Annotated in this window: 18 protein-coding genes; 13 read left to right on the top strand and 5 right to left on the bottom strand. The window is 75.8% G+C overall.

The genetic code is table 11. The annotated features are described in order from the left end of the window. The first annotated feature begins 54 nt into the window (after positions 1-54). The 4 genes from ACWIX6_RS00365 (at position 55) to ACWIX6_RS00350 (ending at position 5,253) form a co-directional block, all read left to right on the top strand. Positions 55-1,992 (top strand): hypothetical protein, encoded by a 1,938-nt coding sequence (locus ACWIX6_RS00365; RefSeq protein ID WP_448614861.1) that lies wholly within the window; start codon positions 55-57, stop codon positions 1,990-1,992. Positions 1,993-2,349: 357 nt separating this feature from the next. Beyond that, on the top strand, positions 2,350-2,739 hold the full coding sequence (locus ACWIX6_RS00360; RefSeq protein ID WP_448614860.1) for an SRPBCC family protein: 390 nt from the start codon (positions 2,350-2,352) through the stop codon (positions 2,737-2,739). Between the two features lie 35 nt (positions 2,740-2,774). Further along, a complete protein-coding gene (locus tag ACWIX6_RS00355; protein WP_448614859.1) occupies positions 2,775-4,403 on the top strand; it encodes an acyl-CoA dehydrogenase family protein in 1,629 nt (542 codons plus the stop codon). A gap of 151 nt (positions 4,404-4,554) precedes the next feature. Next, a complete protein-coding gene (locus ACWIX6_RS00350) occupies positions 4,555-5,253 on the top strand; it encodes an NYN domain-containing protein (protein ID WP_448614858.1) in 699 nt (232 codons plus the stop codon). 21 nt (positions 5,254-5,274) lie between these two features. Here the strand turns inward: ACWIX6_RS00350 and ACWIX6_RS00345 are convergent, their stop codons facing one another. Continuing rightward, a complete protein-coding gene (locus ACWIX6_RS00345; protein WP_448614857.1) occupies positions 5,275-5,622 on the bottom strand; it encodes a PRC-barrel domain-containing protein in 348 nt (115 codons plus the stop codon). A 183-nt stretch (positions 5,623-5,805) separates the two neighbouring features. On the opposite strand from ACWIX6_RS00345, the gene ACWIX6_RS00340 reads away from it, so the two are divergent. Both ACWIX6_RS00340 and ACWIX6_RS00335 read left to right on the top strand, forming a co-directional pair. Further along, positions 5,806-6,072: a hypothetical protein gene (locus tag ACWIX6_RS00340; protein WP_448614856.1), complete on the top strand. Its 267-nt coding sequence runs from the start codon at positions 5,806-5,808 to the stop codon at positions 6,070-6,072. 71 nt (positions 6,073-6,143) lie between these two features. Then, complete coding sequence (locus tag ACWIX6_RS00335; RefSeq protein ID WP_448614855.1) at positions 6,144-6,539, top strand: AAA family ATPase; 396 nt, start codon at positions 6,144-6,146, stop codon at positions 6,537-6,539. Positions 6,540-6,552: 13 nt separating this feature from the next. On the opposite strand, the gene ACWIX6_RS00330 is transcribed toward ACWIX6_RS00335, so the two are convergent. After that, a complete protein-coding gene (locus tag ACWIX6_RS00330) occupies positions 6,553-7,032 on the bottom strand; it encodes an ATP-binding protein (RefSeq protein ID WP_448614854.1) in 480 nt (159 codons plus the stop codon). Between the two features lie 314 nt (positions 7,033-7,346). Between ACWIX6_RS00330 and ACWIX6_RS00325 the strand changes: the two genes are divergently transcribed. From ACWIX6_RS00325 to ACWIX6_RS00310, 4 genes are read left to right on the top strand one after another with little or no spacing between them, the layout of a single operon-like run. Continuing rightward, positions 7,347-7,988 (top strand): ABC transporter permease, encoded by a 642-nt coding sequence (locus ACWIX6_RS00325; RefSeq protein WP_448614853.1) that lies wholly within the window; start codon positions 7,347-7,349, stop codon positions 7,986-7,988. Beyond that, complete coding sequence (locus ACWIX6_RS00320) at positions 7,981-9,141, top strand: ABC transporter ATP-binding protein (RefSeq protein ID WP_448614852.1); 1,161 nt, start codon at positions 7,981-7,983, stop codon at positions 9,139-9,141. Before ACWIX6_RS00325 ends, ACWIX6_RS00320 begins: the two co-directional genes overlap by 8 nt. Next, positions 9,138-9,947 carry an ABC transporter permease gene (locus ACWIX6_RS00315; RefSeq protein ID WP_448614851.1) on the top strand — a complete coding sequence of 270 codons (810 nt, stop codon included), beginning with the start codon at positions 9,138-9,140 and terminating at the stop codon, positions 9,945-9,947. The genes ACWIX6_RS00320 and ACWIX6_RS00315 overlap by 4 nt, the downstream gene beginning before the upstream one ends. Further along, the gene (locus ACWIX6_RS00310; protein WP_448614850.1) at positions 9,948-10,922 is read left to right on the top strand and encodes a glycine betaine ABC transporter substrate-binding protein; all 975 of its coding nucleotides are present in this window, start codon (positions 9,948-9,950) and stop codon (positions 10,920-10,922) included. It begins immediately after the preceding gene. Here ACWIX6_RS00310 and ACWIX6_RS00305 read toward each other — a convergent pair. Continuing rightward, positions 10,915-11,871, bottom strand: a complete 957-nt coding sequence (locus ACWIX6_RS00305; protein WP_448614849.1) for a nucleoside hydrolase — start codon at positions 11,869-11,871, stop codon at positions 10,915-10,917. The two genes, ACWIX6_RS00310 and ACWIX6_RS00305, sit on opposite strands and share 8 nt — an antisense overlap. Before the next feature lie 890 nt (positions 11,872-12,761). Here ACWIX6_RS00305 and ACWIX6_RS00300 point away from each other — a divergent pair. Together ACWIX6_RS00300 and ACWIX6_RS00295 are read left to right on the top strand one after the other, a co-directional pair. Then, positions 12,762-14,579, top strand: a complete 1,818-nt coding sequence (locus ACWIX6_RS00300; RefSeq protein WP_448614848.1) for a gamma-glutamyltransferase family protein — start codon at positions 12,762-12,764, stop codon at positions 14,577-14,579. A gap of 95 nt (positions 14,580-14,674) precedes the next feature. Further along, positions 14,675-17,155, top strand: coding sequence for a SpoIIE family protein phosphatase (locus tag ACWIX6_RS00295; RefSeq protein WP_448614847.1), 2,481 nt, complete (start codon positions 14,675-14,677; stop codon positions 17,153-17,155). A gap of 15 nt (positions 17,156-17,170) precedes the next feature. Here the strand turns inward: ACWIX6_RS00295 and ACWIX6_RS00290 are convergent, their stop codons facing one another. Continuing rightward, a complete protein-coding gene (locus ACWIX6_RS00290; protein WP_448614846.1) occupies positions 17,171-17,611 on the bottom strand; it encodes an ATP-binding protein in 441 nt (146 codons plus the stop codon). Positions 17,612-17,974: 363 nt separating this feature from the next. On the opposite strand from ACWIX6_RS00290, the gene fabG reads away from it, so the two are divergent. After that, the gene (gene fabG, locus ACWIX6_RS00285; RefSeq protein ID WP_448614845.1) at positions 17,975-18,730 is read left to right on the top strand and encodes a 3-oxoacyl-ACP reductase FabG; all 756 of its coding nucleotides are present in this window, start codon (positions 17,975-17,977) and stop codon (positions 18,728-18,730) included. Positions 18,731-18,733: 3 nt separating this feature from the next. Here fabG and ACWIX6_RS00280 read toward each other — a convergent pair whose 3' ends face one another. Continuing rightward, positions 18,734-19,516 (bottom strand): SDR family NAD(P)-dependent oxidoreductase, encoded by a 783-nt coding sequence (locus ACWIX6_RS00280; protein ID WP_448614844.1) that lies wholly within the window; start codon positions 19,514-19,516, stop codon positions 18,734-18,736. Positions 19,517-19,544: the final 28 nt, after the last annotated feature.

Here is a 19,544-nt window from a genome sequence, read left to right as displayed (position 1 = left end):
CAGCGGGCCACAGGTGAGCGGGACCCATCCCGCTGGTCCTGGTGCCGTCGCGCCGTGGTCGGTGCCGGCCTGACCCTCGGTGGCTGTGTCGCGGTGGGGCTGGCCGGAGGTGTCGCCCAGGCCGCGGACTCCGACCTGCCCGCGACCGAAGTCGTGGTCGAGGCGGTCGGGGACGAGGCGATCGAAGAGGTCACGGACGACCAGGACGTCGAGGACGTCGAGGACGTCGCTGTCGAGGACGTCGAGGTCGAGGAGCCGCAGGCCGCTGAGGACGCCGCTGCGGACGAGCCGAAGGCCCCGGTCGAGTCCGTGGACGTCCCGGCAGAGCCGGTCGAAGAGCCGCAGGACGCGGTAGAGCGCGGGGCCGAGGTCGTCGAGGACGCCGAGCCGGTGGTGGAGCCGGTTGTCGACGTGGTGGAGCCGGTGGTGCCGGAGGTTCCCGCGGTGGAGCCGGTCGAGCCGGTCGAGCCGGTGGTGGAGCCGGTTGTCGACGTGGTGGAGCCGGTGGTGCCTGAGGTTCCCGCGGTGGAGCCGGTCGAGCCGGTCGAGCCGGTGGTGGAGCCGGTTGTCGACGTGGTGGAGCCGGTGGTGCCTGAGGTTCCCGCGGTGGAGCCGGTCGAGCCGGTGGTGGACCCGGTTGTCGACGTGGTGGAGCCGGTCGAGCCGGTGGTGGAGCCGGTGGTGGACCCGGTCGTGGACGTGGTCGTGCCGGTGGTGCCTGAGGTTCCCGCGGTGGAGCCGGTCGAGCCGGTGGTGGATCCGGTCGTGGACGTGGTCGTGCCGGTGGTGCCTGAGGTTCCCGCGGTGGAGCCGGTCGAGCCGGTGGTGGATCCGGTGGTGCACCCGGTTGTCGACGTGGTCGTGCCGGAGGTTCCCGAGGCCGAGCCGGTCGAGCCCGTGGTGGATCCGGTGCCGGAGCCGGTTGTCGACGTGGTCGTGCCGGAGGTGCCCGCGGTCGAGCCGGTCGTGCCGGTTGTCGATGTGGTCCAGCCGGTCGAGGACGTGGTGGAGCCGGTCGAGCCGGTCGAGCCGGTGGTGGACCCGGTCGTGGACGTGGTGGAGCCGGTGGTGCCTGAGCTCCCCGCCGTGGAGCCGGCCGAGCCGGTGGCGGACCCGGTGGTGGAGCCGGTCGTGGACGTGGTCGTGCCGGAGGTGCCCGCGGTCGAGCCGGTTGAGCCGGTCGTCGATGTGGTCGTCCCGGATGGGGTCGTCGAGGTGACGGACCCTGTCGCTCCGGAGGTCCCCGCGGTCCAGCCGGTCGTGGACGTGTCCGTGACGGGACCGGCCCTGCCGGAGCTGCCCGGCGCACCGCCGGTCGTCCAGGAGCTCCCGGCGGCTGTCACACCGCTGGTCGAGGCCCCGCTGGTGTCGGCGCCTCTGGGCGCCGCACCTCTCGACCCCCCGCCGCTGGACTCCGTGCCTCCGGTCCCGGCCCCGCTGGTCCCGGCCCCCGTCGGCCAGGCTCCGTCCGTCGACACTGGGTCCGTCGAGGTCCCCGCCGTCCTCCCGGCCGCTGACGTCCCTGCCCTCCCGGTCCCTGCCCTCGAGGCCCCGACGCTCCCGGTCCCCGGTGTCCCGCCGGCGCCCGCCGTCCACACGCACGCGGTGGTCCCCGCCGCCGCCCCGACGGCAGCTGCCGTGACGGTCCTCGACGGCCGAGACGTGCTGCGCAGGGGCCTGCGGACCGCGACCGTCCGGTCGGCCGTCCCGCCCTTGACCTCGTCCGCCGGCACGCACGCTCCCGCCGCGGCCCCCGCGGCGCCCCCCGCCAGCACGCCGACCGGCCCGCTGCCCGTGCCCACCGTCCCGGCAGAGCCGGCCGGCGCGCCCTCCGGCGGGTCCGGGTCGACGAGGGCCGGTACGCCGACCGTGCCGTCGGCCATGCTCCCGGACCTCGTCGGCGCACCGGCCCTGGTCGGCCTGGTCGTCCCCTCAGCGGCGGACACGCCGCTGCTCGGCTCGGTCTCCGAGCCGCCCACCCCGCCTGCCTGACCGGCCCCGGGCGGGGCGCTCCGGCGTCGGTCAGTGACGCCGTCGACATCCCCCGCTGCCCCCTGCAGCAACCGGCGGAGCGCTGCGCCGCTCCCCGGACGGCACTCCCCTCCTGACCGGGCGGCACCTCCGCCGCCGGTCCACAGCTCGGCCGGCTCGGCCGCCCTCCGGCGGCCCCGGCCGTCGGACGGGTCGCGATCACTCTCGGGGGCGGATCGCGGCTCGGCCGCCCGGGTGTCCCTGCGGCACCCGGGCGGTCCTCCCCTCGTGCGGAACAGGCGTCGGTCCCTCTCGGGGGCGGATCGCCGCCTGGCCCGCCCGGGTGTCACGGGGCACCTGGGCGGGCATCCGCACCTGGTGACCACCCTGACGCTGCACGCCACCGGACCGGTCACCCCCGCGGAGGCCTGGGACCGCTACCGCGTGGTCGGCCGGTGGCCGGAGTGGTCGCCGCAGATCATGGGCGTCGTCACCGAGGCCGAGCGCATCGGCCAGGGCGTCACCGGCCGGGTCCGCAGCCCGCTGGGCGTCACGCTGCCCTTCGTCGTGGACGAGGTGGACGACGCCAGCCGGGTGTGGACCTGGTCGGTCTTCGTGGGACCGGTCCGCCTGCAGCTGCGGCACTGGGTCTCCCCCGGGCCGGACGGCGGGGCCACCACCGGCACCCGGCTGCGCGGCGCCGCGCCGCTGGTCGCCGGCTACGCGCCGCTCACCCTGCTCGCGCTGCAGCGCCTCGTCCGCTCCTGAGCCGGGGCCGGGCGCCCGTCTCGTACGGTGCCCCCATGAGCGTCACGCATGAGGTGACCAACCAGGCGCCGCCGCTCACCGGCCACGACCCGATCGCCGGTGACGTCGTGCTCGCCGAGGCCTGCCGGCGGCACGCCGGGCCGGACACGCTCGCCTCGCTGGCCGACCTGGGCCGCCTCGCCGGCAGTGACCAGGCGCAGGAGTGGGGACGGCTGGCCAACGAGAACCCGCCCCGGTTGCGCACCCACGACCGGTACGGCCACCGGGTCGACGAGGTCGAGTTCCACCCGGCCTGGCACCAGCTGATGGACGCCGCCGTCCGGCACGGCCTGGCCGGGGCGCCGTGGGCGGACGCCGCGGCGGGCGACCGCCACGCGCACGTGCGCCGGGCGGTCGGCTACCTGGGGTGGACCCAGGTCGAAGCGGGCCACGCGTGCCCGGTGACCATGACCTACGCCGCCGTCCCGGCGCTGCGCCGATCCTCCGACCTCGCCGCCGCCTACGGGCCGGGGCTGACCCGCCGCGCCTACCAGCCCGGGCTCACCGACCCGGCGGGCAAGGCCGGACTGGTGGCGGGCATGGGGATGACCGAGAAGCAGGGCGGCTCGGACGTCCGGGCGACCACCACCCGGGCGGTGCCCCGCGGGGACGGCAGCCACGCCCTGACCGGGCACAAGTGGTTCACCTCCGCGCCGATGAGCGACCTGTTCCTCGTGCTCGCGCAGCTCGACGAGGGCCTGTCCTGCTTCGTCGTCCCCCGGGTGCTGCCCGGGGGCGAGCGCAACGTCTTCCGGCTGCAGCGGCTCAAGGACAAGCTGGGCGACCGCTCCAACGCCTCCTCGGAGGTGGAGTTCGACGGGACGACGGGGTTCCTGCTCGGTGAGCCGGGCCGCGGGGTCCCCACCATCCTGGAGATGGTCACCACCACCCGGCTGGACTGCGTGCTGGGGTCCGCGGCCACCGTCCGGGCCGCGCTCACCCAGGCGCTGCACCACGCACGGCACCGCCGCGCCTTCGGCGCCCGGCTGGTCGACCAGCCCCTCATGCAGAACGTGCTCGCCGACCTGGCCGTGGAGAGCGAGGCGGCCACGGTGCTGGCCGTCCGGCTGGCCGCGGCGCAGGACGCCGGTGAGACCGACCTGCTCCGGCTGGCCGGCGCGGTCGCCAAGTTCTGGGTCTGCAAGCGCGCGCCGGCCGCCGTCGCCGAGGCGCTGGAGGTGCTCGGCGGGAACGGCTACGTCGAGGAGTCCGGGCTGCCCCGGCTCTACCGCCAGGCCCCGCTGAACTCCATCTGGGAGGGGTCGGGGAACGTCATCGCCCTCGACGTGCTCCGGGCGCTGGGCCGCGGGTCGGCCCCGCTGGAGGCGGTCACCGCGGAGCTCGCGCTCGCCGCGGGGGCCGACCCCCGCTTCGACGCCGCGGTCCGGCGGCTGCACGCGGAGCTCGCCGACGCCGACCAGCTGCCGCTACGGGCCCGGCGGGTCGCCGGCGCCCTGGCGACCTGCCTGCAGGCCGCGCTGCTCCTGCGGCACGCCCCCGCTCCGGTCGCCGACGCGTACTGCGCCAGCCGGCTGGACGGCGACGCGTACGGGGTCCTCGGGACGCTGCCGGCCGGGACGGCGGTCGGCCCCGTCGTCGACCGTGCCGCCGTCGGAGCGCTGTGAGGTGGGCACCGGGGACCGGCTGCGCCGTCGGGGCCGACGGGCGACGGCACCGGCCGGCCCGCCACGTCCGCTGCCCGAGGCCGACCCGGGGCCGGCCGGCTCCCCCGGACGGGGAGTCCCCTCCGGACCCGGCGCCCGGCACACTGGGCCGGTGACCGACACCCTCGAGCCGGGGATCCTGTCCACGGACGGCTACGCCGACGGCTCCAGCGCCGCGCCGCCCGCGCTGGACCTGCTGGTCTGGGACGCCCCGAACATCGACATGACCCTGGCCAACGTGATCGGCGCCCGGCCGACGGCCGCGTCCCGGCCACGGTTCGACGCGATCGCCGCCTGGTTCGTCGACGGGGCGGGTGACCCGACCGCACCCGGCGCCCCCGAGGTCGAGGCCTGCGTCTTCGCCAACGTGCCGCCGCAGCACGCCACGTCGCTGCAGCGCTGGGTGGAAGCGCTGCGGAGCTTCGGGTACGCCGTGTTCGCCCGCCCGAAGACGCAGCCGGACGACGACATCGACCAGTCGATGCTCGACCACATCAGCGTCCGGACGCACAGCCACGCGCTCCGCCGCCTCGTCGTCTTCTCCGGCGACGGGCGCAACTTCGCCGAGCCGCTGGAGGACCTCGCCCGCAGCGGCACCGAGGTGGTCGTCGTCGCCTTCAGCGAGGTCGCCGGCTACGCGATCAGCTCCGAGCTCATCCACTTCATCGACATCGAGGACGTGCCCGGCGCGTTCGCGGCGCCGCTGGACCGGGTCCGGCTGGACGCGCTGCCGCCGGACGGCGCGTGGCTGCGGCCCACCAAGAGCCTGCGCGACGCCGCCGGCCTGTTCACGGCCCGGAGAACCGGCTAGGTCGACCGGACCGGGCCGCGCTCAGCGGCGGGCGAGCCGGCGCACGCCCGGGGTGTAGGGCAGCGAGTAGTGCGCGAACACCTCGGGCTCCCGGTCGGCGGTGAGCTCGCCGTCGGTGTCGATCGACGGGGCGTTCTTCGTCAGGTCCTTGGTGACCGTCACCCGGATGTGGTCGGGGGCCACGGTGGCGCCGGTCAGCGGCACGAAGGTGAGCTTGTGCCGGCCGATGAACCCGGTGGTCACCGAGGCGAAGAAGGGCTGGTCGGTCGCGGTGTCCACGTAGACCGACTCCAGCGTCCCGATCTTCGAGCCCTCCGGGTCGATCACGTTCAGCGTGCGCCAGTCACGGATGTTCTCGGCCGGGAACACGGCTCCTCCTCCTGTTGTGGGCAACTGGTGGCCCGGTGCCCGGTCTCCCCGCCGCGCAATCCTCGACGCGTCCCGGACGGGTGCCCGGGCCCGCCCCCGAGGAGCATCTCCGCAGGTCAGCGCGGAATCAGGACCTCCCGCGGAGCGTTGTACCGGACACCTACAGCAGCGAGGGAGGACCCCGTGAAGGGTGACCGGGTGGAGATCGTGATCGACGCGGGGGGCAGCACGCGCACGTACGACATCAGCGCGACGCGCGCCGGGCGCCGGGTGGAGACCACCCAGGGCCGGGGCGTCGTGGAGGTGGCCGAGGTGACCCGCGGCGGCACCCCGGTGCGGACGGCGCGGTTCATGTCCGGCCGGGTGCTGGCCCTGGTGGAGCACCCCGCCCCACGTCCCGCCGAGGACGACGACGCGCCGGTTCGGCCGCTGCGGGCCACCGCCTCGTGACGGACCCCGTCCTCCCCGCCCTTGGCGAGTCCGGGGCGGTGCCTGGGACGGGGCCTCAGGAGCTGGTGGTGATGGTCGGGCTGCAGGGTGCCGGGAAGTCCACCTGGGTGGCCGAGCACCTGCCCGGGCACACCGTCGTCAGCAAGGACCACTGGCCGCGGGCCCGGCACCGGGAGGCCCGGCAGCGCCGGGTGGTCGCCGGGCTGCTCGCCGAGGGGGCGGCGGTCGTGGTGGACAACACCAACCCGTCGCCGGCCGAGCGGGCGCCGCTGGTCGAGCTGGCCCGGGCGGCCGGCGTCCCCGTCCGGGCGGTGTTCCTGGACGTGCCCCTGGCGGTCTGCCGGGACCGCAACGACCGCCGGACCGGCACGGCGCGGGTGCCGCCGGTCGGCCTGTTCGCCGCCGCCGGGCGGCTGGTCCCGCCCACTCCCGCGGAGGGCTTCGACCGGGTCGACGTGCTGCGCTGAGCCGGGCGGTACCTCAGTCGTTGGCGGTGGAGCTGCGCGGGCGCGGCACCGACGCGACCTCGAGCCCGGAGGGGAGCCGCGCCCAGACGTGCTTGCGGCCGGCCTCGCTGGCCCAGCCGTAGTCCATGGACAGCTGGGCCACCATCGGCAGCCCCATCCCGCCGAAGGCCGGGTCGCGGTCGACCGCGGGTCGGGGCGGGGCGTCGGGGGCCTCGTCGCTGAGCACGATCAACCAGCAGGCGGCGTTGGTCACGATGACCGCCTGGACGTCGCCGCCGCCGTGCCGCAGCGCGTTGGACGACAGCTCCTCGAAGACCAGCAGCAGTCCCTCACGGGCGTCGTCGGTCGACCGCGCGGCGAGGGAGGGGTGCGCCAGCCGGGCCCGCAGGTCCATCCGCACGCGGGAGGCGTCGTGCACCGTGGGCAGCGACCATCGCCACTCGTCGCCCCGCTCCGCGGGGATCGGCGCCGACGGCCAGACCAGTCCGGTCACAGTGCCCCCCTCTGCGGCGGTGTCTCCGCCGGCCCCCATGGTGGCGGACGCCGTCGTTCCGTGCATCGTCTGGGGTCCCGGGAGCGTCGCCGCGGCCCGCCGCCGGCCGGTCCTGGAGCCCGCCGGACCCCGCTCGGGTCGCGTCGGCCGAGGCGGGCGTGGCAGCGTCAACGGACGCCGCGTGACCCCGCGGAGCGGCGGGCGGGGGCCGTCCGAGACCAGGCGCCGGCCCTCCCACCGTCCCGGCCCGGGACGTGCGGGGCCCCGGCCGCCGACGCGCCCGGCACCGGGCGATGCGGACAGGAGACGGACCCATGTGGGACTACGTGGTCGAACGCCGTGCCCAGATCGCCTACCAGGCGCTGCAGCACCTCAGCCTGGTGGTGCAGTGCGTGCTGCTGGGCACGCTCCTCGCGCTGGCCGTCGCCGTGCTCGTGTACCGCGACCCGCGCGCGACCGCGGTGGCCAACGGCGTCTCGGCCGTCGGGCTGACCATCCCGGCCTTCGCGCTGCTGGGCATCCTCCTGGCGCCGTTCGGCTTCGGCATCACCCCGGCGGTCGTCGCGGTGACCTTCTACGCCGCGCTGCCCGTCCTGCGCAACGCCGTGGTCGGGCTGGCCGGGGTCGACCGGTCCCTGGTCGAGTCCGCCCGCGGCATGGGGATGGGCCGGGCCGCGACGCTGCTGCGGGTGGAGCTGCCGCTGGCCTGGCCGGTGGTCCTGGCCGGGGTACGGACCTCGACGCAGATGGTCATGGGGATCGCGGCGATCGCCGCCTACGTGCTCGGTCCCGGCCTCGGTGGCTTCATCTTCACCGGCCTCTCCCGGCTGGGCGGCGCCAACGCACTCAACTCCGCGCTCACCGGGACGATCGCCGTCGTCCTGCTGGCCCTCGTCCTCGACCTGCTGCTCGTGGTGGCCGGCCGACTCACCACCCCCAGGGGGATCCGTGTCTGACGTGCACACCGCCGGACGGCGGACCAGCGGCCTGCCCATCCGGCTGGAGGGGGTGACCAAGCGCTACCCCGGCCAGGACCGGCCGGCCGTCGACGCCGTGACACTGGAGATCCCCGCCGGGGAGACGGTCGCCTTCGTCGGCCCGTCGGGCTGCGGCAAGACCACGCTGCTGAAGATGCTGAACCGGCTCATCGAGCCCACCAGCGGGAGGATCCTGCTCGGCGACGAGGACGTCACCGCCCAGGACCCCGACCGGCTGCGCCGGCGGATCGGATACGTGATCCAGGCCGGCGGGCTCTTCCCGCACATGACCGTGGCGACCAACGTCGGGCTGGTCCCGAAGATGCTCGGCTGGGACAGGCGCCGGGTGGCCGACCGCATCGAGGAGCTGCTCGACCTGGTCGGGCTGGACCCGGCCACCTACCGCGACCGCTACCCCCGCGAGCTGTCCGGCGGGCAGCAGCAGCGGGTGGGGGTCGCCCGGGCACTGGCCGCCGACCCGCCGGTGCTGCTGATGGACGAGCCGTTCGGCGCGGTCGACCCGGTCACCCGGGTGCGCCTGCAGGACGAGCTGCTGCGCATCCAGGAGGAGCTGGGCAAGACCATCGTCTGCGTCACCCACGACTTCGACGAGGCGGTCAAGCTCGGCGACCGCATCGTGGTCTTCGACGTCGGCGCCCGGATCGCCCAGTACGACCGGCCCGAGGCGATCCTGGCCGACCCGGCCGAGGAGTACGTCGCGGACTTCGTGGGGGCGGGGGCCACCCTCAAGCAGCTCACCCTCACCCGGGTGGCGGACGTGGAGCTGCGCCGGGTCACCACGGCCACCGTCGGGGCCGACTCGATCGCCGTCCTGGCCGTGGCCCGGGCCGCCGGCGACGACTTCGTGGTGGTCCTCGACGAGCGGGGCCGGCCGGTCAGCTGGCCCACGGTCGCCGAGCTCAGCCGGACCACGACGGTGCCGGCCACCGTCGACCACCGGCTCCCCGTGGTCGGGCTGCGCTCCACCCTCAACGACGCCCTGGACACCATGCTCGCCGCCAGCCAGGGCGGTGTGGTCGTCATGAGCGGGCGGGACGGCCTGGCCGGGGTGCTCACCGTGGAGAGCGTGATGGCCGCGATCCAGCGCACCCGTGCGGCGGTGGCCGGATGACCGCCGCCACGGTCCCGCCCGCGCAGCTGGACCCGGCCGCCGCCGTCCAGGACGACCGGGACACCGCAGCCCCCGGGGAGGCCCGCGGCGGCTGGCGGGCCCTGCTGGTGCAGCCGGCGCTGGTCCTGCTCGGGGTGGCCGGGTACCTGCTGTGGCGCACCACCGCGACCCTCAGCGAGACCGAGGCCCGGCAGCTGGGTGCGACGGCGCTGTGGACCAGCATCCGCGAGCACCTGGCGCTCACCGTGGCCTCGGCGGTCCTGGTGCTGCTGATCGCCGTCCCGCTCGGGGTGGCGCTCACCCGCCGGCCGCTGCGCCGGCTCAGCCCCCTGGTGCTCGCGGTCGCGAACACCGGCCAGGCGGCGCCGGCGATCGGGCTGTTCGTCCTGCTGGCCAGCTGGCTCGGGTTCGGCTTCCGGACGACGGTGGTCGCGCTGGTGCTCTACGCCGCGCTGCCGGTCCTGCGCAACACCATGGTCGGCGTCCAGCAGGTCGACGCCCGGCTGGTGGAGGCCGGTCGCGGCATGGGCATGAGCGCGCCCGCCGTCCTCCTCCGGGTCGAGCTCCCGCTGGCCGTGCCGGTGATGCTGGCCGGGGTGCGCATCGCGCTGGTGCTGCTGGTCGGCACCGCCACGCTGGCCACCTTCATCGACGGCGGCGGGCTCGGCGTGCTGATCAACACCGGGATCACCCTGTCGCTGAACTCGCTGCTGGTGTCCGGCGCGGTGCTCGTGGCGCTGCTGGCGCTGGCCGTCGACTGGCTGGGCCGCGTCGTCGAGCACGTCGCCCGACCGAAGGGACTCTGAGTGCGCACCGTCCGGGCCGCCGTGGTCCTGCCGTCCGTCGCCGCCCTGCTGGCCGGCTGCGGGCTGCAGAGCGCCAGCACGTTCACCCCACAGGCGGAGCCCGCGGCGATCCAGCCGATCGCCGGGGTCGACGGCGCGCCGATCACCGTGGGGTCGAAGAACTTCACCGAGCAGCTGATCCTCGGCAAGATCGCCGTCATCGCGCTGCAGGTGGCCGGTTTCGACGTGTCCGACCGGACCAACATCCCCGGCGCGGCCCCCTCCCGGGCCGGACAGCTCGGCGGTGAGATCGACCTGCAGTGGGAGTACACCGGCACCGGGTGGCTGAACTACCTCGCGATGCCCGAGGGCATCCCCGACCAGCAGGAGCAGTACGAGGCGGTGCGCGACGCGGACGCCGCCAACGGGATCACCTGGCTGCCGCCCGCGGAGGCCAACAACACCTACGCCTTCGCCGTCCGCAGCGAGGCGGTGCCCGAGCTGGGCGGGGTGGCGAGCCTGTCCGACGTCGCCGCCCTGCCGGTGGAGCAGCGCACCTTCTGCGTCGAGTCCGAGTTCGCCACCCGCAGCGACGGGTTCGAGCCGATGCTCGAGGCGTACGGCATCCCGCTGGGCGACCCACAGGGCGTGCCCCGGGAGAACGTGCGCGTCCTGGACACCGGCGCGGTCTACACCGCCACCGACGCGGGCGACTGCACCCTCGGCGAGGTCTTCACCACCGACGGGCGGATCGCGTCCCTGGACCTGACCGTCCTGGAGGACGACCGCGGGTACTTCCCGGCCTACAACATCGCCCCGGTGGTGCTCACGGGCACGCTGGAGGAGCACCCGGGGATCGCCGACGTCTTCGCCGGGATCACGCCGCTGCTCACCGACGAGGTGATGATCGGGCTGAACGGCCGGGTGGACGTCGGGGGCGAGGAGCCCGCCGACGTGGCGTACGACTGGCTGCGCAGCGAGGGGCTGGTCAGCTGAGCGAGGCGGCCAGGCGCTCCAGCCGGCCGACCAGGAACTCGACCGCGGCCTCGCCGTCGACGTGCTCGGCCACCGCCACCGCGGTCGGCGAGCCGGACGGCGCCCGCCGGTCCACCAGGGTCTGACCCCGGCCGGCGCCGGGCCCGGTGTCGACCACGACGTCCCGGGGGACCGTGCCCAACGTCCCGGGGGCGATGGCCTCGGTCAGCGCCAGCGCGTCGTGGACGACGACCCCGTCGGTGCCGTAGGCGGTGCGGGCGTGGTCCACGTACTGGGCCAGCACGGCGGCCGCCTGGGCGCCGACCGGCCCCGCCGCGGCGAAGCGGGCGATGCCCGCGGCGGTGAGCACCGTCGGCAGGGTGACGTCCAGGCCCACCATCACCGTGGGCAGCCCGGCGCAGAACACCACGGCCGCGGCCTCCGGATCGGCCCAGATGTTGAACTCGGCCGCGGCGGTGACGTTGCCCCCGCGCGTCGCCGACCCGCCCATCACCACCAGCCGCCCGATCCGCGCGGCCGCGTCCGGGTACACCGCGAGCAGCAGCGCGATGTTGGTCAGCGGGCCGATCGCGGCCACGGTGACCGGCTCGGTGCTGTCCGTCAGCACGTCCGCCAGCGCGGTCACCGCGGGGCGCGGGTCCACGGCGGCCGGCGACGGCGGCAGGACGACGCCGCCCAGCCCCGCGACGCCGTGCACGTGCCCGGCGCGCCGCTGCTGCGGCACCACCAGCGAGGACCGCGCCCCCGCGGCCACCGGGACGTCGCTGCGGCCGGCCAGGTGCAGGACCCGCAGGGCGTTGTCGGTGGTCGCCCCGAGGTCGACGTTGCCGTGCACGGTGGTCACCAGACGGAGGTCGACCTCGGGGCTGGCCAGGGCCAGCAGGACCGCCAGGGCGTCGTCGATGCCGGGGTCGGTGTCGATCACCAGCGGGATCGGGGACGGGGTCACTGGCGGGGTCGGAGGCACCCGGCCATCCCATCAGACGGGCCCGACACGCCGGCGCGTCGCCGGGGGCGCCGAGGTCGCCGACCGCCGGTCCGGCGCCTGACCTGGGCTTTCCCCGCCCGGCTGTCGACAAGTGACCGGACCTGCCGCGGGTGACCACCCCGCCGGGAGCGCCCGCGCAACGGTTGGGTCACGCGCCCCCGGTGGGGTGTCGCAGACCCGGGTCGCGGGGCGCCGTCGTCCGTAACTTCTCTCTTGCCCGCGGTCCCTTCCCCGGCCGCGGCAACTCTTCCCAGGAAGGAGCTGGACATGGCGTTCGACCCCGCACTCCTCGACACCGTCGCCGGCCTCCTGGTGCACCCCGGCGCCCTCCTGCGGCGGGCCGCCGCCTGGGGTGCCGGCCCCGACGGGGAGCGGCTGGCCTGGGGCGGCCCGCGGCTGCGGGTGTACAGCCTGGGCACGCCGGGCTCCCCGGTGGTCCGGCGGACCCGGCCGGTCGAAGGCGCGGCCCCCGCCGTGGCACCGCGCCGGGCCCCCGTCGAGCGGGTCGACCCGGCACTGGAGGCCGCGCTCGCCCGGGCGACGGACCTGGCCGCGGACCTGCTCTCCACCCCCACCACCCCGGCTGCCGGCACCCGTTCACCGGTGCGGCAGCTGATGAACCGGCTGCGCACCGCCGCGCGGCGGGTCGGCGCCCGGGGCGCCGGACCGCACGGCGAGCGGCCGGCCGGCCGGCAGTACTCGCTGGTCCTCCCCGACGTGCGCCACCGCGCCCCCGACGGTGAGAGCCCGATCCCGCAGCGCGAGCGCCCCGGCGTCCCGTCCGGCCCCGCCCGGCCGCGGCGCGGGTCGTCGCTGAGCGCGCCGTCCCCGGTGGTCCTTAGATTGGCTTCGTGTTCACCACGAGGCCAGAGCTCAGCGGCACCTTCGGCATGGTCGCCTCCACGCACTGGCTCGCCAGCGCGGCGGGCATGGCGACCCTCGAGGCCGGGGGGAATGCCTTCGATGCGGCCGTCGCCGCAGGGCTGGCCCTGCAGGTGGTCGAGCCCCACCTCAACGGGCCCGGTGGCGAGGTCCCCGTCCTGTTCGCCCGCGGTGGGCACGGACCGGGCGCGGGGGTCCCCGTCGTCCTGTCCGGTCAGGGGGTCGCCCCGGCCGGCGCGACGATCGAGGCCTTCTCGGACCTCGGTCTCGGGCTGGTCCCGGGCACCGGCCTGCTCGCGGCCACCGTCCCGGGCGCCATGGGCGCCTGGCTGACGATGCTCCGCGACCACGGCACCCTGCCGCTGGACGCCGTCCTGCGCTTCGCTCTCGAGTACGCCGAGTCCGGTCACCCGCTCGTCCCGCGGGTGTCCGCGACCGTGGCCTCGGTCTCCGAGCACTTCCGCACCCATTGGCCTACCTCGGCCGCCACCTGGCTCGCCCCCGACGGAGCACCCCCCGCCGCCGGTCGCCTGTTCCGCAACCCGGTCCTCGCCTCGACCTACCGCCGACTGCTCGACGCAGCGCGCGGTCCCTCCCGAGAGGCACAGATCGACGCGGCACTCGCGGCCTGGTACACGGGGTTCGTCGCCGAGGCGATAGACGAGTTCTGCCGGTACCCGACGATGGACGACTCCGGTCGTCAGCACCGCGGGTTTCTGACCGGGCACGACTTGGCCAGCTGGACGGCGACGTACGAGCCACCGGTCACGTTGGACCGGCAGGGGTGGACGCTCGCGAAGGCCGGGCCGTGGTCGCAGGGCCCGGCGCTGCTCCAGGCGCTCGCGCTGCTGGACGGCGTCCCGGCGGCCGGCCCCGGCGCCCGGTACGCCTCCGCCGTCCCCGACGCCGAGCTGGTGCACGCCAGCGTCGAGGCGGTGAAGCTGGCGATGGCCGATCGCGAGGCCTGGTACGGGGACGTGGCGGACGCGCCGGTGGACGACCTCCTGTCGCCCTCCTACAGCACGGAACGGCGGGCGCTCATCGGCGACCGGGCCAGCAGGGAACTGCGGCCCGGCTCGCCCGGTGGGCGCCCGCCCAGGCTGCCCGCCTACGTCACCGACAGCTCTGCGGGACCCCGCCCCTCCCCGGGCGGCGTCGCCGGGGTGGGGGAGCCCACGGTGGACGCCCGGGGCACGACCCGGGGCGACACCTGCCACGTCGACGTCGTGGACCGGTGGGGCAACATCGTCGCGGCCACTCCCTCCGGGGGCTGGCTGCAGAGCTCGCCGGTCATCCCGTCGCTGGGCTTCCCGCTGGGCACCCGGGCGCAGATGTTCTGGCTGGAGCCCGGCCTGCCCAACTCCCTGGTGCCGCGCAAGCGGCCGCGCACCACCCTGTCGCCGTCCCTCGCGCTGCGCGGCGGCGTCCCCACCCTGGCCTTCGGCACGCCCGGCGGTGACCAGCAGGAGCAGTGGCAGCTGTGCTTCTGGCTCGCCCACACGCTCGGCGGGCTGGACCTGCAGGCGGCCATCGACGCGCCGGCCTGGCACACGACCAGCTTCCCGTCCTCGTTCTACCCGCGGGACATGACGCCCGGCGAGGTCGTCGTCGAGTCCCGGCTCGGCGAGGCGGTGATCGAGGACCTGCGCCGCCGCGGGCACGACGTCACCGTCTCCGACGCCTGGTCGCTGGGCCGGCTCTCCGCGGTGTCCCGCGACCCGGAGACCGGGGTGCTGCGGGCCGGGGCCAACCCGCGCGGGATGCAGGGCTACGCGGCGGGGCGCTGAGCCGTCCGCGGCACCGGGCAGAATGGCCGCCGGACGACGAACGCGGGCAGCTGACCGGCGCACCGTGCCGGCCGACGAGAGGCGGGACACCGACGATGTCGCCGCTCGACCCCGAGCGGGTGGCCGCCGCCGCCCGCTTGGCCGCGTCGGCGACCGGCGCGCGCGGCGTCCAGCACCTGACCGAGCTCGCCGCCCGGCTGCTCGCCGCCCCGAGCGCGGGGGTGTCCCTGGTCAGCGAGGTGCAGACCGTCACCGGGGCGACCGGATGGCGCGGCACCGTCGGCGCACGGATCCCCCTGGACGGGTCGCTCGGCGCCATCGTCGTCGCCTCCCGGGGGCCACTGGTGGTGGCCGACGCCCGCGACGACCCGCGCCTGTCGGACCTGCCGTCGGTGCGGAACGGGGACGTCGTCGCCTACCTCGGCGTCCCCCTGCTCACCGGCGAGCTGGTGGTCGGGGTGCTGGCGGTGTTCGCCCCGCACCCGCGTGCGTGGACCGACGCCGACGTCGCGCTGCTGGGCGAACTGGCCGCCCCGGTGGCCACCGAGCTGCAGTTCGCCGCCGTCGTCCGGGAGTTCGAGGCCAGCAGGCTCCGCTGGGGACTGGCCATCGACGCCGCCGGGATCGGCAGCTTCGACTGGGACCTCGCCTCGGGCACGCTGCACTGGGACGACCGGCTCATCGAGCTGTTCGGCTACGACGAGGCCACCTTCGAGCAGAGCATCGAGGACTTCACGGCGCGGCTGCACCCCGACGACGTCTCCCGGGTCATGGACGCGGTGCAGTCGGCCGTCGACCGCTGCGGGGACTTCGAGGTCGAGTACCGCGTCCTGGTGCCGGGGGGCGGGGTGCGCTGGGTGCAGGGCCGCGGCCGCGCGCTGGCCGGCGACGGCGGCACCGCCACGCGCGTGCTCGGCGCGGCGTACGACACCACGTCGCAGCGGCACAGCGACGCCCGCGTGGCCCGGGTCCTGGAGAGCATGCCGGCCGCCTTCTTCTCCCTCGGGCCGGACTGGCGCTTCACCTACGTGAACGCCGAGGCCGAGCGGCTGCTCGACCAGCCCCGTGAGGAGCTGCTGGGCGCGGACATCTGGGAGCGCTTCCCGGCGGCGCTGGGCAGTGTGTTCGAGACCCAGTACCGCCGGTCGATGGACACCGGGGAGCCCACGGCCTTCGAGGCGTACTACCCGCCGCCGCTGGACAGCTGGTACGAGGTCCGCGCCTGGCCGAGTGCGGACGGCCTCTCGGTGTACTTCTCCGAGGTCACCGAGCGGCGGGCCGCCGAGGAGCGGGCCCGCCGGACGGCCGAGCGGCTGTCCCTCATCGCGGAGGTGACGGCGGCCTTCTCCACCAGTCTGGACGGCGACCAGCGGCAGGCGGCGCTGGACGTGCTGGCCGGTGCGGTGGTCCCGGTCCTGGGCGACTGGGTCATCGTCAGCGTCGTCGACGAGGGCGGCCGGCTGCAGGACGTCGCCAGCGCGCACTGGGACCAGGACCTGCAGGAGGACACCGCCCGGTACGCCGAGCTGCGGCTGGCCGCGCTGCCGGCCGCAGCCCCGATCGTGGCGGCGCTGGGCACCGGCGAGGTGACGCTGGTCGAGGACGTCGGAGCCGCGGTGGGGCGGGCCCTGCCCCCGGGGGAGGTCAGCGACCGCTTCCGGAAGCTGGCCCCGCAGACGGCGGTGGCGCTGCCGCTGGTGGCCCGCGGCCGGACGGTGGGGGCGATGAGCGTCTACCGGTCGGCGGACCGGCCGGCCGCGGACGCCGAGGACGTCGCCACCCTGCGCGAGCTCGCCGACCGGGCGGCGCTGGCCCTGGACAACCTGCAGCTGTACGAGCACCAGCGCCGGATGGCCGAGGACCTGCAGCGCAGCCTGCTCACCGAGCCGGTGCAGCCGGAGTTCGCGCAGATCGCCGTCCGCTACTCACCGGCCGTGCGGGCCGCGCACGTCGGCGGGGACTGGTACGACGCCTTCGGCCAACCCGACGGGGCCACGATGCTGGTCATCGGCGACGTCGTCGGGCACGACACGGTCGCCGCCGCGGCGATGGGCCAGCTGCGCGGCCTGCTCCGCGGCCTCGCCTTCCGGGCCGGGGCCGGGCCCGCCGAGGTGCTCGGGGACCTGGACCGCGCCATGGCGGGGCTGGCGGTGCACACCCTGGCGACCGCGGCGATCGCCCGCCTCGAGCAGTCGGCGGAGGAGCGGGCCGAGGGGCTGACCCGGCTGCGCTGGTCCAGCGCCGGTCATCCCCCGCTGATGGTGCGGGACCCGGACGGCGTGGTCACCGTGCTGGGCGGGGAGCAGTTCGACCTGCTGCTGGGTGTCGACCCGCGTGCCCGGCGCCGGGAGCAGGAGGTGGTGCTGCGCCGGGGCAGCACCGTGCTGCTCTACACCGACGGCCTGGTGGAGGGTCGCGGCGTCCCGCTGGACGACGGCGTGGCCCAGTTGCGCGCCCTGTTCACCGAGCTGGGCGGGCAGCCGCTCGAGGACCTGTGCGGAGGCCTGCTGGACCGGCTGCGGCCGGGCACCTCCGAGGACGACGTGGCCCTGGTCGCGGTCCACCTGCACGGCTGAGGGGCCGGGAGCCGGTCAGCGGCGGGGGAGCAGGGCCCAGACGCTCTTGGTGGTGTCCTCGAGGAACCAGCCGTGCGCGTCCGACATCTCGGCGATGAGGTACAGGCCCAGCCCGCCCAGGCTCGGGTCCCGGCCGACGGCGGGCTCGGGCGGCCGGGTGGGGGCGTTGTCGCACACCTCGACCAGCCAGGCCTGCGCGGCCCGCTGCACCCGGGCGCGCACCCCGCCACCGCCGTGCCGCAGGGCGTTGGAGGCCATCTCGTCGAAGGCCAGGACGACTGCCTCGTCGAGTTCGGCCGCCCCGTCGGTGGCCGAGGAGGCGGCGGCCAGGCCCGCACGCAGCTCGGCACGCGCCTGGGGCAGCTGGGAGACGTGCGAGAACTCCCAGTGCCAGCCGTCTTCGGCCGGCGGGGGGGCGGAGGAGGGCCACAGGAGCCGGGCGGGCTCGCCGGTCACTCGGTCTCCTCGCGTTCCTGGCCGCTGGGGCTCGGCGGCGACCCACTGTCTTGGCAGGAAGCGGGGCTGTCAAACCCCGCCACGCGTGTGAGCCACCACTCAGGGCGCGCGGCCGCGGCGCGCCGGTCACCGGACGTCGACCGGAGGGTGACCCCGGGAGACCACGCGCGGGCACGCCGGGCGGCGTGAACGGCCGTGTCCGCCCCGCGCCGCTTGCGTCGGATGTGATCCGGACGCCCTTCTGCGCGGGGCGCTGACCCGGTCCACGGGGCGCGGACGTTACCGTCCGGTAGACGGCACCTGACCCGCGCCGGCGACACATGCCGCCCGCGGGGTCGTCCGAGGACTCGACGAGGAGACGCAGTGGCACAGCAGAGGACGGCGATCGTCACCGGGGCAGCGCGCGGGATCGGCGCGGCCATCGCACGGCGGTTCGCACAGGACGGGATGGCGGTCGCGGTGCTGGACCTCGACGAGGGCGCCTGCTCCGACACCGTCAAGAGCATCACCGCAGCCGGCGGCGAGTCGATCGGCGTCGGGGTCGACGTCGCCGACGAGGCCGCAGTGGCCGCCGCGGTCGAGCGGGTGGCCGAGGAGCTGGGCGCCCCGACGGTGCTGGTGAACAACGCCGGCATCACCCGGGACAACCTGCTGTTCAAGATGAGCGTCAGCGACTGGGACGCGGTCATGGGCGTCCACCTGCGCGGCGCGTTCCTGATGAGCCGGGCGGCACAGAAGTACATGGTCGAGGCCGAGTTCGGCCGGATCGTGAACCTCTCCAGCGTCTCGGCGCTGGGCAACCGCGGCCAGGTCAACTACTCCGCCGCCAAGGCCGGCGTGCAGGGGTTCACCAAGACCCTGGCCATCGAGCTGGGCCGCTACAACGTGACCGCCAACGCGATCGCCCCCGGGTTCATCGAGACCGAGATGACCGCTCAGACCGCCGAGCGGGTGGGCGTGCCCTACGAGCAGTTCAAGGAGATGGCGGCCAAGCAGATCCCGGTCGCCCGGGTCGGCCAGCCCGAGGACATCGCGCACGCCGCCTCGTTCCTGGTCAGCGAGGGCGCCGGCTTCGTGTCCGGCCAGGTCCTCTACGTCGCCGGCGGCCCGCGCACATGAGCCTCAGGGGCCTCCACGGCGGCTCGGGCCGCCGTGGAGGCCCCGCAGGGCCATCGCCGCCGTGAGCGCGGTCCACGCCCGGACCGGCACCAGCCGGGCCAGCTTCATCCCCACCGCCATCGGAAGGGGGAAGACGATCTCCGCCCGGTCCCGGGCGATGCCGTCGGCGATCGTCCGCGCGGCCACCTCCGGTTCCACCAGGAACGGCATCGGGAAGCGGTTCCGGTCGGTCATCGGGGTGCGCACGAAGCCCGGGTTCACCGTCTGGACGACGATGCCGCGGTGCGCCAGTGAGCCGCGCAGGCTCTCGAACAGGTTGATCAGCGCGGCCTTGCCGGCGTTGTAGGCCTCCGAGCCGGGGACCCCGCGGTACCCGGCGACCGAGGCGACCCCGACGACCCGGCCCCGGCCGGCCGCCAGCATCGCGGGGACGACCGCCTCGAGGGTGTGCACGGTGCCGAGCACGTTGACCTGCAGGTGCTCGGCGAACAGGCCGCTGTCCCACGGGTCCACGACGAACCGGGACCAGGTCCCGGCGTTGAGCACGGCGACGTCCAGCCCGCCCAGCGCGGCGCGCACCGCCTCCCCGGCGGCCACGACAGCGGACCGGTCCGTCACGTCGGCCGGGACGACGGCCATCCGCCCCCCGGCCACCTCGGCCAGCGCGTCGGCGCGGCGGGCACTGACCGCCACCCGCGCCCCGCGGTCGGCCAGCTCGCGGGCGAGCGCCGCGCCGATCCCGGACGAGGCGCCGGTGACCCAGATCCGTGCTCCGGCGATCTCCATGCCGCCACCCTGCGACGGCCGGGGCGCC

The organism is Modestobacter sp. URMC 112, from assembly GCF_053502575.1.
The sequence above is the reverse complement of the archived record's forward strand: the minus strand, read 5'-3'. Positions and strand labels throughout refer to the sequence as shown.